Here is a 14,033-nt window from a genome sequence, read left to right on the forward strand (position 1 = left end):
GATGAAACTCGTCTTCTACACCCATTCACTGGTTTCCGACTGGAACCACGGCAACGCTCATTTCCTGCGCGGCGTCATGCGTGAGTTGGTGCGGGAGGGCCACGATGTGCTGGCGCTGGAGCCGTGTGACGGCTGGAGCCGCAGCAATCTTGTCGGCGAGCAGGGCGAGGCGGCGCTGGAGCGCTTCGAGAGGGATTTCCCCAGCTTGGTCTCTTGCGTCTATGACGCGGATTTCCCGCATGAAGCGGTGCTGGACGACGCCGATGTCGTGATCGTGCACGAATGGACGGATCCGGCGCTCATAGCCCGGATCGGCCGGGCACGGCGGGCCGGTGGCGATTTCACGCTCGCCTTCCACGACACCCATCACCGGGCGGTCTCGGCACGGCCGGAGATCGCTGGGCTGGATCTTGCCGACTACGACCTGATCCTCGCCTTCGGTGAAGCGCTCAGCGAGCGCTATCGCCGGGCCGGATGGGGCCGGCAGGTGGTCACATGGCACGAGGCGGCCGACACTCGTCTTTTCCGCCCGCTTGCCGGGGAGGAAAAGGAATGTGACCTGATCTGGATCGGCAACTGGGGCGATGACGAACGAACGGCGGAGATCCGCACCTTCCTCGTGGGGCCGGCGGCGAGGCTGGGGCTGAAGGGTACCGTGCGCGGCGTGCGTTATCCGGCGGAAGCGCGCGCGGCACTCGCCGAAGCGGGACTTGCCTACGGCGGCTGGATCGCCAATGCCGATGTGCCGGCCGCCTTCGCGCGCCACCGCATGACGGTTCATATCCCGCGCCGACCATACGTGGAGGCGTTGCCGGGTATTCCCACCATCCGCGTTTTCGAGGCGCTGGCCTGCGGAATCCCGCTTGTTTCCGCACCATGGGACGACGCGGAGGAGTTGTTCCGCCCGGGCGAAGACTTCTTGTTCGCCCGCGACGGCGCGGAGATGGCCGCTCAGATGCGGCGGCTCATGGCCGATCCGGAACTGGCGGCCAGCCTGTCGGCGCACGGGCTCGAGACCATAGCCGAGCGGCATAGCTGCGCCCACCGGGTGGACGAACTCTTACAGCACCTTGTGCGCCACGGCACGCAGAAGGTGCGTTCGCAACTTGCGCCGAGGGAGGCCGCGGAATGACGAAGATCGCCTTTTACGGTTCGAGCCTGCTTTCTTCCTACTGGAACGGCGCGGCCACCTACTACCGGGGCCTCATCCGGCAGCTCGCCAAGCTCGGCTATCAGGTCACCTTCTACGAGCCCAACGTCTACGACCGGCAGAAGCATCGCGACATGGTTCCGCCCACCTGGTGCGAGGTGGTCGTCTACGAAGGCACGCGCGAGGCGCTGAAGGAGGCCGCGGCCGAGGCGCGCGAAGCCGATGTCGTCGTCAAGGCGAGCGGGGTCGGCTTCGAGGACGAGGCGTTGATGGACCACGTCCTGGCGGCGGCGCGGCCGGATGCGCTGAAGATCTATTGGGACGTCGACGCGCCGGCCACGCTGGCGCAATTGGGGCAGGAGGCGGACCACCCGCTGCACGGCCAACTGCAAAAGGTCGACCTGGTGCTCACCTATGGCGGGGGTGATCCCGTCGTCTACGGCTACCGCACCTTCGGCGCGCGGGCCTGCGTGCCCATCTATAATGCGCTCGATCCCGATACCCATCGTCCGGCGCGCCCTGACGACCGCTTCGCGGCCGACCTCGCCTTCCTGGGCAACCGCCTGCCGGATCGCGAGGCGCGGGTCGAGACCTTTTTCCTCGATGCTGCCGCGAAGCTGCCCGAAGCGGCATTCCTGCTCGGCGGGTCGGGCTGGTGCGACAAGCCGATGCCGGCCAACGTGCGCTATATCGGCCATGTCTCCACGCGCGACCACAATTGCTTCAACGTCACGCCCAAGGCGGTGCTGAACATCAGCCGCGCCAGCATGGCGGCCAACGGCTATTCGCCGGCCACCCGGGTCTTCGAGGCGGCGGGGGCAGGCGCCTGCCTGATCACCGACGCCTGGACAGGCCTCGAGCTTTTCCTGAAGGAGGGCGAAGAGGTGCTTTCGGCGCGCGATGGCCAGGACGTGGCGGACGCCGTCGCCTCCTTGACGCCGGCGCAGGCGGCGGAAATCGGCCGGCGCGCGCGGGCGCGCATCATGCGCGACCACACCTATGCCCATCGGGCCGCCGAGGTGCATCGCATCATCACCAGCCACATCTCACCGCGCCAGGTGGAGGCGGCTGAATGAGCAAGCCGCTCTCCATCGTCATTCTCGGCCTGTCATTATCGTCCTCATGGGGCAACGGACATGCCACGACCTACCGGGCCCTGCTGCGGGGGCTGAAGGAGGAAGGGCATCAGGTCTTGTTCCTGGAGCGCGACGTGCCGTGGTACGCCCAGCACCGGGACATGCCCGACCCGGATTTCTGTCGCCTGGCCTACTACGACAGCCTTGCCGATCTGGACCGCTTCACACCGGCGATCCGCAATGCAGACGCGGTTGTCGTCGGCTCATTCGTGCCGGAAGGCCGAGAAGTCATCGAACGGGTGGAGGAGATGCGGCCGCGGCTTCTTGCCTTCTACGATATCGATACGCCGGTCACGCTCGCCGCGCTCGCGCGCGGAGAGGAGGAATTTCTGGCCCGCCGGCAGGTGCCGGGCTTCGACGTCTACTTCTCCTTTTCCGGCGGCAAAGTCCTCGACCGGCTGCGCTCGGAGGCGGGTGCCCGGCGGCCCGAGGCGCTCTACTGCTCGGTGGATCCGGAGCGCTACCGGCCCACCGGCGAGCCGCCGCGCTGGGATCTCGGCTATATCGGCACCTACAGTCCGGATCGCCAACCGGTGCTGGAACGGCTCCTGATCGCCCCGGCGCGCCGCCTGCCGGACAAGCGCTTCGTGGTGGCCGGGGCGCAGTATCCGGACGATATCGACTGGCCCGCCAATGTCGAGCGCATCGAGCATCTGCCGCCGGAAGCGCACGCATCCTTCTACAGCCGGCAGCGTTTCACCCTCAACGCAACCCGCGCCGACATGGTGGCCGCGGGATGGTCGCCGAGCGTGCGGTTGTTCGAGGCCGGGGCTTGCATGGCGCCGATCATCAGCGATCGCTGGCCGGGACTCGAAGAGATCTTTTCCGACGGCGAAGCCATCCTGATCGCCGATGAGGCCGACGCGGTCGTCGATGCCCTCATGCACATGCGGGAAGACGAGCGGCTGGCCATGGCGAAGGCGGGTCGGGCGCTGGTTCTGAAAAGCCATACGGGGCGCGCGCGTGCGCGGGGCATGGTTCAGGCGCTGAAGGAAGCGGGGGCCGGCCAAGGCAGGCTCGCCAGAACGGGCTGAGGCGAGCCGACGAGAAAGGGATCGTTGCATGGATGCGGTGAATGTCGGAAAGGTGCGCAAGCGGGTGCTCGTCGCCGGGGGGGCGGGGTTCATAGGTTCGCATCTGTGCGACGCGCTCCTGGCCGACGGCCATGAGGTCGTCTGTGTCGACAGCTTCGTTACCGGCGTGCGTGCCAATATCGCGCCCCTCGGCAACCATCCCGCCTTTCGGCTCGTGCGGCAGGATATTTGCGAACCGCTCGCGATCGATGAGCCCCTCGACGAGATCTACAATCTCGCCTGCGCGGCCTCGCCGCCGCGCTATCAGGCCGATCCGATCCACACCATGATGACCAGCGTCGTGGGCGCCGGCAATCTCCTGGCACTGGCCGTACGCCACGGGGCGCGGTTTCTCCAGGCTTCCACCAGCGAGATCTACGGCGATCCGGAGGTGCATCCCCAGCCGGAGGACTATCGCGGAAACGTGAATGCGACCGGGCCGCGCGCCTGCTACGACGAGGGCAAGAGGGCCGCCGAAGCCTTGTGTTTCGACTATCTGCGGCTCGGCCGGGCGGATGTGCGCGTGGCGCGTATCTTCAACACCTATGGGCCGCGCATGCGTGCCGATGACGGGCGCATCATCTCGAATTTCATCAACCAGGCGCTGCGCGGCGAGCCGCTTACTATCTATGGCACGGGAAAGCAGACGCGCTCCTTCTGCCATGTGAGCGACATGGTGGCCGGGCTCCAGGCGCTCATGTGTGTCGAGCCGAACCCGAAGGCGCCGGTCAATCTCGGCAATCCCGGCGAGTTCACTGTCGGGGAACTGGCTGAAATGATTCGCAAGAGAGTGCCCGGGGCGGGGGCGGTGGTGTACCGGCCCCTGCCCGAGGACGACCCGCGCCGCCGGCGCCCGGACATATCACGGGCCCGCAATCTGCTGGGCTGGCAGCCCCGTATTCCCCTGTCGCAGGGGCTGGAGGAAACAATCGCCTGGTTCCGCCTGAAAAGTGAAGGCCGGCGGAGGCGCCGCGGCGACACCGACAGCACCTATCGGCAGACTGCCTGACCGGTGCGACCGGGAATCCTCACCTTTGGCCGGCTTGCCTGGCATGGCGCTCCGAGGGCTCTTCCTCTTCGGCGCGCTTGCGTGCCAGCGCGTCCTGCAACTGCCTGGCAAGCTCGAGCAGTCTTTCGGGAACGGGTTCCTTCTCGATTTCCGACAAAAGCACCCGCACCTCAGGCGGAAAATCGCGAGCCGGCTTGCGCGCGGAGCCCGAGCGCGGATCGTTCTTGCCCTTCATAAAGTAACCCCGTTCTTGCCCTTTTCGCCCAGGTTTGCCGCTTCGTCGGGCTTTTGGCAACCGCCATCGCCGTAGCAGGTGCCCTTTCGCGCATGGGCACCGTCCGGCCCGTCATAGCGCATCGCAACGCGGCAGGCCAACGGGGAAGTTTCACGGAACGGACGATTCCGGCCGTTGGTGTGGAACCAGCCGTGGCCGCATTTCATTTCCGACACCGCGCCGCTTGTGCTGGAGAAGGAGCACGGACCTGAACAAGATCGATATTCCGGCTCCTTGCAACGGGAACCCGGCCGCCGACGCGCAGCGAGCGCATCTCGTCTATGTCAGCGACACGGAGCCCGGCATCCGCCGCCGGCGGGCGGGCAAGGGCTTCAGCTATCATGCGCCCGACGGAACACGCATCTCGGACCGAGAGACACTGGCGCGCATCCGCAAGCTCGCCATACCTCCCGCCTGGATCGACGTCTGGATCTCGCCAGAGCCAGACGGCCACATCCAGGCGACAGGCCGCGATCAGCGCGGGCGAAAGCAATACCGGTACCATGCCGACTGGCAGGCGCTGCGCGACGAGGCCAAGTTCTCCAGCCTGCTCGCTTTCGCCTATGGGCTGCCGCGGCTCAGGGAGCAGGTGGATGCGGACCTCTCCAGAAGGGGAATCCCGCGCGAGCGGGCCATCGCCTCTGTCGTGTGGCTCCTCGACCGGACGATGATCCGCATAGGGAACGAGACCTACCGGCGGGAGAACATGAGTTTCGGCCTGACCACGCTGGAAAACCATCACGTTGCGGTGGAGGGAGGCCAGTTGCGGTTCTCCTTTGTCGGCAAGTCGGGCCAGGAATGGAGGCTGAAGCTGTCCGACCGGCGCATCGCCCGGGTCGTACGTGCCATTCAGGAACTGCCCGGCCAGCATCTCTTCCAGTACATCGACGAGGCGGGGGAGCGCCGGCCGGTGCATTCGCACGACGTCAACGCCTATATCCACGCGCACGCGGGAGAGGCGTTCACATCCAAGCACTTCCGCACATGGGGGGCGACACGGGCGGCGGCCGTACTATTGGCGGAAACCCCGATGCCGGGCAGCAAGCGTGCTGCAACGCGGGAACTTAACACGATAATCGACCGCGTCGCGCGCAGGCTGCGCAACACCCGCGCCGTGTGCCGGCGGTGCTATATTCATCCGACTGTAGTGGAGGCGTGGCAGGAGGGGCGGCTTGCCGCCGAGCTTGCCGACATACGCCGCCGCAACCGCCGCGCCCTGAAGAGGCTCGATGCAGAGGAATCCCTCGTGCTCCGATGGCTGCGCGCCCAGGAAGCGTGAGCGGGCCGGAACAAGCCGCCGCTTCGCGGGTTGACCGGAAATGGCAAGCAAGACCCGTACATTTCTGCGCAGCCTCCTGGCGGAAATCCTGCCGGGCTGGTTCAGGCGCGTGCGCAGTGCCCGCCATGGGACGTCGGGGCCGCCGCCGCGTGGAACCAAGCCGCGGGGGTCCCGTTCCTCCCAGGACAGGCGCCGTCCTTTCGGACGGTGACGATCGGCAAACCGTTTGGAGACCTCATGGCGGACTATCTGTGGTTCTTTGCCGTCGGGATCGCCCCGTTCCTCGTCGCTCTCGTCGTCATATACGCATTGTTGAAGCGTAGGCGGCTGAGCGCGGAAGAGAAAGCCGAGCGCAACTCCAAAACGCGGGAGCTTTACGGCAACGACGACCGGCAGCGCTAGATCAGTTCCAACGGCTCGCGGGCAAGGGGAATGCTTGATTCACGCAGTTGCGGACGGAAAGCCGGTGTCCGGCCTTCTCGGCATTGTTTTGTCCGCGCGCCGCGGCGGTTCGTCGTTCTCGTCCGGGTTGGGCAGCGGCGTCTCGTCCGGAAGCTGATCGGGATCGGGCTCGCGCACCGGCTCCGGCTCGCGGGAAGGATCGAACGGCGGCACGGGTGGAGGCGTGGGATCGGGAATCGGCACCGGGCGCGGCGGTATGGGCATCGCGTCCTCCTTATCAGGCCCGCAGAAGCAGCACGGCACCGAGGACCACAAGCAGCACCCCGCCGATAAGCAGGGCATAGAGGACGAGCACTCCCGGTTCGCTGCGGCGGGCCGGCTCGCCGCGTGGCTTTTCCGTGACCGCCTGACGACGCCGGCGGGCGGTCGGCGGTGCTCCCGCTGCCTCGTCATCGGCCCCGAGCGGCGCGGCGGCCGGGTCGGGATAGGGGACCTTCTCACCGGTCTTGCCGCTGTCGATATCGTGGCGCAGGCGGTCGACCGTGGGCGGATCCTCGTGCTCTGGCTTCTGCCTGGGCGGGTTCATTGGCTTACCGGTCGCGTTTAGGGAACGTGCGGGCGGTGCAGCAGGTCCTCCTCGGGCGTGACCTCGATGCGCACCTTCGCGGGATCGAAGGCTCCGTGTTCGCGGACGGCGCTGGCTTGCGGGAGCGGCTCCTCATAGGCCCACATGACGTCGTCTTCGGCCTCGCCCACCGCCTCGATGTTCCAGTAATGCGCCAGCCCCTTGCGCGGACAGCGGTATTCGGTGTCGGAGCGCCAGAGGAAGTCGAAATAGATGTCCCGAAACGGAATGTAGAAGACCGGATCGTGTCCCGACTCCTTCAACAAGAGCGCATCCCGCGTCGAGGCGATTATGGCGTCGGAGAAATTTACGGTGACCGATCCGCGGAACGGCTCGACCGTCACTTTCGGTTTCTCGTTCACGATACTTCTCCCTGGTTCACAAAGACTAACGCACCTTGGCTTGCCGGGGTTCCGGTCCGTGGCCAAACGGAACAAGTCATTTGCGCGGGCGTTAAGGCGACGATTACTCGGGCCAGCCCCGACGTCTCATACGAGGATCAGAATGGACATCCCCCTGCAGATCGCATTTCACAGAGCCGAGAAATCCGATTGGGCGGAGGAGGAAATCCGCGCCCGCGTCGCCAAGCTGCAGACTTTCTACGACCGTATTGTCGGATGCCGCGTGACCGTGGATCAGCGCGCTCGGAACGTCGAAGGCACGCTGCCGCCGGTCGTGCGCATCGAGATAAGCCTGCCGGGAATCGCGCCTCTCGTGGTCGCCTATGAACCCGACCGCCTTCAGCACAAATACCAGTCGCCGGATCTCGGCAACGCGATCAACGACGCCTTCGGGATCGCCGAAAGGCGGCTCTCGCTGTTGAAGGAATCGCGTGAGGGGCGCGGCAAGGGTGCCGATCACGATTCTCAGAACCAGTTTCTCGGCCAGGTCGCGCAGATCTACCCGGAGGAGGATCACGGCTTCCTGCTGACGAAGGAGGGCGGCAGCCTCTACTTCCATCGCAACGCGATGTTGCAGGGCGATTTCGACAAGCTCAGGGTGGGCGACGAGGTCCACTATGTCGAGGAGGTCGGCGACACGGGACCGCTGGCCACCAAGGTGCGCGTGGCCGCCACTCGTTAGTGCCGCGACATCGCCGCATGGACGGGACGGACAGCGCCACCCCTTTCCCACAGGGGCGCTATGCTCGAATTCACGCATTTTCCGCTTCCGCTCAACCTGGCGCTCTTCGCCGTAGCGGCGTTGGCGGTACTTATCGCCGGCGCGCGCCTGTCGCGCTATGCCGACGCCATCAGTTCGATGACGGGCTTCGGCCATGCCGCGATCGGAATGCTGCTGCTTGCCGGGGTTACCTCGCTGCCCGAGATTGGTGTTACGGCGACCGCCTCTCTGGCTGGGAATGCTCCGCTGGCCATCAACAATCTCTTCGGCAGTATCGCCATGCAGGTCGCATTGCTGGCCGGTGTCGACTTCATCATCGGCCGTCGGGCGCTCACGGCAGTGGTGCCGGAGCCGACGGTCATGCTGCAGGGCATCATGTGCGTGCTGCTCCTGGCCATAGCCGCCAGTGGCATGGTGGTGGGCGACGTCGCCGTTCTGGGCGTCGGCCTTTGGTCGTGGGGATGTCTTTTTTCCTATGTGGGCTGCGTCTGGATCCTGTCGCGCGAAGAAGGGCGTAAGCCCTGGCTGGCCGCACGGCGGGGGAAACCCGACCGCGCCCTGATGCGTGAACTCGAGCGATATCAGGAAGACGAGGCGCACGAATCCAGGCTGAGACCGGTTCTCTACAAGACATTTGCGGCCGCCGCGGTGATCCTGTTCGCCGGCTTCGTCGTCGCCCGTTCTGGAGAAGCGATCGCCCTGACCGCGCTCTTCCTGGCGGGGCTTGCGGAGCGGCGGGACACGTCCGTGCTGCGGTTCGGTTACGATTCCATCGCCGTCCTGATCACCTATTTCGGCGGCCTGGTGCTGCTTTACGCGTTGCGGTGAGGCGGGCGCGGAACCGGTATGCCCGCCGGCGGGTTTGTCTCGACAAGCGATGGATCCGGACATGACCAGCGACCCGCCAAGCAGTTCCCCGCACACCGGCGCCTTGCATGCGCGCGCCGCGCCCGTAATCGACAGCGCGGAGGCGGAGGCCTTCTACGCGGACGCGATCCGCGCGCTGGACGAAGCCGGCATCCCGTTCCTCGTGGCGGGAACCTTCGCGGTGAGCGCCTATACCGGGATATCGCGTGCGACCAAGGATCTGGACATCTTCTGCAAGGCCGGGGACTGGCCACGTATCCTTACCCATTTCAAAGAGTTGGGAGACAGGGTGCACATCGAGGACGAGCGCTGGCTGGGCAAGGTGGAGCGCGGCGCGGCCTTCTTCGACGTCATCTTCGCCTCCTCCAACGGCACCTCGCCGGTCACCGACACCTGGTTCGAAAATGCCCGCGAAAGTGACGTTCTGGGCCATTCCGTGCGGCTGGTGGGGCCGACGGAACTCGTCTGGTCCAAATGCTTCATCCAGAACCGCGAACGCTATGACGGGGCTGATGTGGCACATCTCATCCTGCGGTCGCACGGCGAGATCGACTGGGCGCGGCTTCTCCAGCACATGGAGATGCATTGGGAGGTGCTTCTCATCCACCTCCTGAATTTCCGGTGGATCTATCCCAGCGAGCGCGACCATGTGCCGGAATGGCTGCTGGACGAGCTCCTGGACCGGCTTCGGCACCAGCGCAAGCTGCCACCGCCCTCTGCCAGGATCTGCCGCGGGCGCATGTTCTCCAGCGCGGACTACGAGATCGATGTGCGCGAATGGAATTTCGCCGATATCGACGGAAAGGACGGAAAACAGGAATGACGGAAACGAACAAGCCAGTCAGGGTCGCCGCCATCGCCGACCTGCACATGAAGGAGGACGCGGCCGTCTCCTATCGTGAACTGTTCAATGAAATCGCCCGCGAGGCCGACGTGCTGGCGATCGCCGGCGATCTGACCGACCTCGGCAAGCCGCGCGAGGCCGAGCTCCTGGCGGAGGACCTGCGCGGGTGCGGCGTGCCGGTCGTCGCCGTGCTCGGCAATCACGACCATGAATGCGACCAGGTGGACCACATCTCGCACCTGTTGAGGGACGCGGGCGTGCATCTGCTGGATGGCCAGACGGTCGAGCTCAAAGGGGTGCATTTCACCGGCGTGAAAGGGTTTGCCGGCGGTTTCGGGCGCCGCATGTTGGCCTCCTTCGGCGAGGCGGCGATCAAGGCCATGGTCGCCGAGACGGTCGCCGAAGCCATGAAGCTGGAGAATGCCCTGCACCAGCTCGACACCGAGCGCTCGGTGGTCCTGGTCCACTATGCGCCCATCGCCGAAACGGTGAAGGGCGAGCCGCTGGAGATCTATCCCTTTCTGGGGTCCTCGCGGCTGGGCGAGACCATCGACCGCTTCCGTATCAGCGCGGTCGTGCACGGCCATGCGCATCACGGAACCCATGAAGGCAGGACAGCCGGCGGCACGCGCGTCTACAACGTCGCCTACCCGATCGAGAAACCGACCGGACGGCCCTATGCAGTGCTGGAGATTTGAAGCCGGATGACCGGACTTGCGGTTCCGGGGCCTCGCCCCCTTCTGCTAGCGTCAGCCTCGTGACGCCGAAGGCAGGATGTTGTGGTTCAGGCGGAACAGGTTCGCGGGATCGTAACGTCGCTTGATCTCGGCCAGGCGCCGGCGATGGGCATCGCAACCTGGCGGCCCCACATCGATGTCGGGCTCGAAATTGAGGTAGGAAACGCCATCGGAGAAGCGCTCCATGCGGGCGCAGGCCTCGCGCGTCCAGGACCTGTTGCGTTCGTCCGCCTGCGGATCGTCCCAGTTCGATTCGACCCCGAGCAGCCAGGGCGCGCTGCGCTCGCCGAAGGCCGTGGCATCCGGTGCCACCCGCCCCATCGCGCCGCCGAGCTGCCAGACATCGACCGTCGAAAGCGGCGACGGCCGTTCCTGCGTCAGCTTCACCACCATGTCGATGGCGTCGTCATCGAAGCGTTCGAGGTAGAGCGATTTCCAGTAGTAGCGCAGCCCGTCCGGGTAGTCGTCGTCGAAGTTCGACTGCACCTCGAGATAGGGCGCCGGACCGGAAAAGTCGCACAGGGGGGTGCCGAGCTCCCGCAACGGCTGCACGACGCGCTCGCCCTCCGCGACGGGCCCGGCATAGAGCGTGGCAAGGGCAACGAACTGGCGCCCGTGGATCCCGGCGGGAAACGGCTCCTCGCCGGGCACTGTTCCGCACAGCACGATCGAGCAGGCTTCGTCGGGTGCGTGCTCGCAGAAATCGCGCCACCCCTTCAGGACCGAGCGGCCGTCTTCGAGCGGGTAGAGCACGAAGCAGAACATAACCTCCGGGCCGACCGGATGAATGCGGTAATAGAAACGCGTGACGACTCCGAAATTGCCGCCCCCGCCGCGCACGCCCCAGAAGAGCTCCGGGTTCTCGGCCTCGCTTGCGGTGCGGATTTCGCCGTCGGCGGTTACGATCTCGACCGACACCAGACTATCGCAGCTCAGCCCGTGCTTGCGCCGCAGCCAGCCGAGTCCGCCGCCCAGCGTCAGCCCGGCGATGCCGGTCTTGGAGACCAGCCCGCCCGGCGCGGCGAGACCGTGCGGCTGGGTCGCGGCGTCGACGTCCGCCCATGTGGCGCCACCGCCGGCACACGCCAGATGCGCCTCGGGATCGACCGTCACATCGCTCATGCGCGACAGGTCGATCATCAGCCCGCCGTTGCAGGTCGCGGTACCGGCGACGTTGTGCCCGCCACCCCTGACCGCAACAAGTACGTCGTTTTCGGCGGCGAAGCGCACGGCCGCCGCAACATCACGGGCCGACACGCAGCGTGCGATGAGCGCCGGTTGCTTTTCCACGGTGCCGTTCCAGACCGTCGCGGCGTCATTGAAGCCGGCGTCGCCCGGACGCAGCAACGTGCCGCCGAAGTTCGGGGAAAGTGCGGCCACGCCGTCGCGCCCGATGAGCTCGGCGTTGTCATAGCCGCTTTTCAATACATCCGTGTGCATCGTCTCATCCTCCATTGGCTTGGTTTTGGGGAATGCGGAAGCGGGCCTTCACCCCGCCATGGGTGTGGAAGCCCAGGAAGGTCTGGCGGATCGCCCCGGAAACTTCCGAGTAGTCGCCGGTCGCGCCCGTGATCGGACGCCAGTAGGGCTCGCCGACATCGGCATATTCCGGGCCCTGGGAAACCAGCAGGCCGCGGCCGTCGTCGAATCGTAGACCTGCCGGCTGATCAGCCACACACCCTGCTCGGTATGGGCGCCGTCGGCGACGAACCAGCCGTCGCAGGTCCACGTGCCCAGCACCTTGTCCGGAAAGGCCGGATCGCCGTTCTCCTTCACGCCGTCGGCGTCGTCGAGCGTGCCGGCGGGGTAGATATAACCGCGGGTCACGAAGCGGTTGCCATAGGCGGGCATGCCGTCCTCGTGCACACGGCCGTCGGAAAAGGCGAAGCGGGTGTGGTCCTCGGCCACGTCGAAGCGCATGACAGGGCTGTCCATGGACCCGGCGAGCGCCGGCCAGGCGCATAGGCTGACAAGCGCCGCGACAGTCGATAGGCTGTGTCCCACGATCGTCTCCTCGTTTCGCGTCCGCAAACAGGGGGCGAACGTGCTACGACTGCCGCAACGTCTCCAGTGGACTTGCGGTGCAGTCCGAGGGAGCGCGAATTGTCAAGCCAGAACAGTAGGATGGGGGGGGTATCGTTACAGGGTGCGCGCGGCGTTGGACGTCGACGGCGCCGTCAACTGGACTCAAGGTGCAGTAAATGGAGCGGTCCGACAGACTCACCGGCAGCGAGATGCGCGAAAGGCTTCTGCAAATCGCGGAAGGAGCCGTGCTGGCCAAGGGCTTCGGCGCGACCTCGATCGAGGAACTGATCGCGGAGGCCGGCATCACGAAGAACGGCTTCTTCTACCATTTCCGGGATAAGAATGCACTCGCACTGGCTCTGCTCGAGCGCTATATGGAGCGCGACGAGGCGCTGCTCGACGCCGTCTTTTCGCGCGGGCGCGAGTTGTCGGACGATCCGCTGCAAGCCTTCCTGATCGGTCTCAAGCTGCTGGCCGAAAAGATGGCCGATCTGCCGCAGGACTTTCCAGGCTGTCTGGTCGCCACCTTCTGCTATCAGGAGCGGCTTTTCGACCGCGACGTTCACGCATTGAACCATGAGATCGTGCTCAAATGGCGTGCGCGGTTCCGCAGGAACCTGGATGCGATCGCCGCCGAATACACGCCCGCCGAAGCCGTCGATCTCGACGCACTTGCCGACATGGTCTCGACCGCCATCGAGGGCGGACTGGTGCTGGGCCGCGCGACGGGCAGCACGAAGATCCTGCCCGAGCAGATCATGTTGACCCGCAACTACATCAAGCTGCTTTTTGCGACGCCCTCGAGCGGTGGCTAACGGATCGTTCGCTGTGAAGCATCTCCTTGAAGACCGCTTTTGACGCCGTCACGCAGAGATCGCCAATGCGTGTCGGTACCGCCGGTTGCGAGTCCGCGCATCACCGATACACTCTTGTGAGTTCAGCTTCGGTAGCCTGACGCTGCTCACACCTGCGCGTCTGCTGCGTACCTGTGACCCGCTTTAGCGCGCTCGGCGGCGACACCAGCATAGCGTTCGGCCCAAGGAACGCGAGCGTATAGCTGGACAGCTCCTCCACCCATATGAGAGGTGTGCGATAGCGCATGACCTTCCTAAGGAGAAAACGGCGGGAGTGCACTATGCACTTATCCAGTCGGAGGGAGGGTGGGAAAGTTTCGTGTCGGATCGAGAGAACGCAAAGCCAGCCCGGCCGACAGGTTTCAAGCCGAAGCGATCTCGCCATTGGACTGAGTGGTTCGGAACCGGATTTCTCGTGGTCACGGCATAGCGTGCTAGAATGGCAATGGCCACAGCCGCAGCGCCGGGGTTTCGGCACACCTTGCTAAATCCGCCATCGAAATGTCGTGGGCATGGCGCAGGTGCACTCGCTACGGTCGCGCAGAATCTTCCCGATGGCTTTCCGCAGAGAATCCATGAAAGCGTCAGAGTTGCCGCAATTCCACGGGTCATGGCGCTTGACGTGTGGCCGAACAG

General features: G+C 65.5%; 17 protein-coding genes. 11 read left to right on the forward strand and 6 right to left on the reverse strand.

Annotation, left to right across the window (positions count from 1 at the left end; all coding sequences use genetic code 11):
• Nucleotide 1: 1 nt before the first annotated feature.
• From SIN08_RS17555 to SIN08_RS17570, 4 genes are read left to right on the forward strand one after another with little or no spacing between them, the layout of a single operon-like run.
• Nucleotides 2–1,132: a CgeB family protein gene (locus SIN08_RS17555; protein ID WP_322452897.1), complete on the forward strand. Its 1,131-nt coding sequence runs from the start codon at nt 2–4 to the stop codon at nt 1,130–1,132.
• A complete protein-coding gene (locus tag SIN08_RS17560) occupies nt 1,129–2,226 on the forward strand; it encodes a CgeB family protein (protein WP_322452898.1) in 1,098 nt (365 codons plus the stop codon). The genes SIN08_RS17555 and SIN08_RS17560 overlap by 4 nt, the downstream gene beginning before the upstream one ends.
• Complete coding sequence (locus SIN08_RS17565; protein ID WP_322452899.1) at nt 2,223–3,320, forward strand: CgeB family protein; 1,098 nt, start codon at nt 2,223–2,225, stop codon at nt 3,318–3,320. The genes SIN08_RS17560 and SIN08_RS17565 overlap by 4 nt, the downstream gene beginning before the upstream one ends.
• Before the next feature lie 28 nt (nt 3,321–3,348).
• Nucleotides 3,349–4,368 carry a UDP-glucuronic acid decarboxylase family protein gene (locus SIN08_RS17570; RefSeq protein ID WP_322452900.1) on the forward strand — a complete coding sequence of 340 codons (1,020 nt, stop codon included), beginning with the start codon at nt 3,349–3,351 and terminating at the stop codon, nt 4,366–4,368.
• A 19-nt stretch (nt 4,369–4,387) separates the two neighbouring features.
• Here the strand turns inward: SIN08_RS17570 and SIN08_RS17575 are convergent, their stop codons facing one another.
• Complete coding sequence (locus SIN08_RS17575; RefSeq protein ID WP_322452901.1) at nt 4,388–4,603, reverse strand: hypothetical protein; 216 nt, start codon at nt 4,601–4,603, stop codon at nt 4,388–4,390.
• A 223-nt stretch (nt 4,604–4,826) separates the two neighbouring features.
• On the opposite strand from SIN08_RS17575, the gene SIN08_RS17580 reads away from it, so the two are divergent.
• On the forward strand, nt 4,827–5,921 hold the full coding sequence (locus SIN08_RS17580) for a DNA topoisomerase IB (protein ID WP_416208100.1): 1,095 nt from the start codon (nt 4,827–4,829) through the stop codon (nt 5,919–5,921).
• A gap of 237 nt (nt 5,922–6,158) precedes the next feature.
• A complete protein-coding gene (locus tag SIN08_RS17585) occupies nt 6,159–6,323 on the forward strand; it encodes a hypothetical protein (RefSeq protein WP_322452902.1) in 165 nt (54 codons plus the stop codon).
• A 39-nt stretch (nt 6,324–6,362) separates the two neighbouring features.
• Here SIN08_RS17585 and SIN08_RS17590 read toward each other — a convergent pair whose 3' ends face one another.
• Genes SIN08_RS17590 through SIN08_RS17600 form a run of 3 tightly spaced genes read right to left on the reverse strand, consistent with a single transcriptional unit; the run spans nt 6,363 to nt 7,310 of the window.
• Nucleotides 6,363–6,587: a hypothetical protein gene (locus SIN08_RS17590; protein ID WP_322452903.1), complete on the reverse strand. Its 225-nt coding sequence runs from the start codon at nt 6,585–6,587 to the stop codon at nt 6,363–6,365.
• 13 nt (nt 6,588–6,600) lie between these two features.
• Nucleotides 6,601–6,909: a hypothetical protein gene (locus SIN08_RS17595; protein ID WP_322452904.1), complete on the reverse strand. Its 309-nt coding sequence runs from the start codon at nt 6,907–6,909 to the stop codon at nt 6,601–6,603.
• 17 nt (nt 6,910–6,926) lie between these two features.
• A complete protein-coding gene (locus SIN08_RS17600) occupies nt 6,927–7,310 on the reverse strand; it encodes a DUF427 domain-containing protein (protein ID WP_322452905.1) in 384 nt (127 codons plus the stop codon).
• Between the two features lie 142 nt (nt 7,311–7,452).
• Here SIN08_RS17600 and SIN08_RS17605 point away from each other — a divergent pair, with 142 nt between their 5' ends.
• The 4 genes from SIN08_RS17605 (at nt 7,453) to SIN08_RS17620 (ending at nt 10,479) form a co-directional block, all read left to right on the forward strand.
• On the forward strand, nt 7,453–8,031 hold the full coding sequence (locus SIN08_RS17605) for an HPF/RaiA family ribosome-associated protein (RefSeq protein WP_322452906.1): 579 nt from the start codon (nt 7,453–7,455) through the stop codon (nt 8,029–8,031).
• A 60-nt stretch (nt 8,032–8,091) separates the two neighbouring features.
• Entirely contained in the window at nt 8,092–8,898 is an 807-nt protein-coding gene (locus SIN08_RS17610; RefSeq protein ID WP_322452907.1) for a sodium:calcium antiporter, read from the forward strand.
• Between the two features lie 61 nt (nt 8,899–8,959).
• Complete coding sequence (locus SIN08_RS17615; protein ID WP_322452908.1) at nt 8,960–9,760, forward strand: nucleotidyltransferase; 801 nt, start codon at nt 8,960–8,962, stop codon at nt 9,758–9,760.
• On the forward strand, nt 9,757–10,479 hold the full coding sequence (locus SIN08_RS17620) for a metallophosphoesterase family protein (protein WP_322452909.1): 723 nt from the start codon (nt 9,757–9,759) through the stop codon (nt 10,477–10,479). The genes SIN08_RS17615 and SIN08_RS17620 overlap by 4 nt, the downstream gene beginning before the upstream one ends.
• A 51-nt stretch (nt 10,480–10,530) precedes the next feature.
• On the opposite strand, the gene SIN08_RS17625 is transcribed toward SIN08_RS17620, so the two are convergent.
• Together SIN08_RS17625 and SIN08_RS17630 are read right to left on the reverse strand one after the other, a co-directional pair.
• A complete protein-coding gene (locus SIN08_RS17625) occupies nt 10,531–11,958 on the reverse strand; it encodes an FAD-binding oxidoreductase (protein WP_322452910.1) in 1,428 nt (475 codons plus the stop codon).
• Between the two features lie 48 nt (nt 11,959–12,006).
• Complete coding sequence (locus SIN08_RS17630; protein WP_322452911.1) at nt 12,007–12,522, reverse strand: hypothetical protein; 516 nt, start codon at nt 12,520–12,522, stop codon at nt 12,007–12,009.
• 197 nt (nt 12,523–12,719) lie between these two features.
• Between SIN08_RS17630 and SIN08_RS17635 the strand changes: the two genes are divergently transcribed.
• A complete protein-coding gene (locus SIN08_RS17635) occupies nt 12,720–13,358 on the forward strand; it encodes a TetR/AcrR family transcriptional regulator (protein WP_322452912.1) in 639 nt (212 codons plus the stop codon).
• Nucleotides 13,359–14,033 lie beyond the last annotated feature (675 nt).

Origin of the sequence: Chelativorans sp. M5D2P16 (assembly GCF_034427935.1) — a bacterium.
Taxonomy (GTDB): domain Bacteria; phylum Pseudomonadota; class Alphaproteobacteria; order Rhizobiales; family Rhizobiaceae; genus Chelativorans.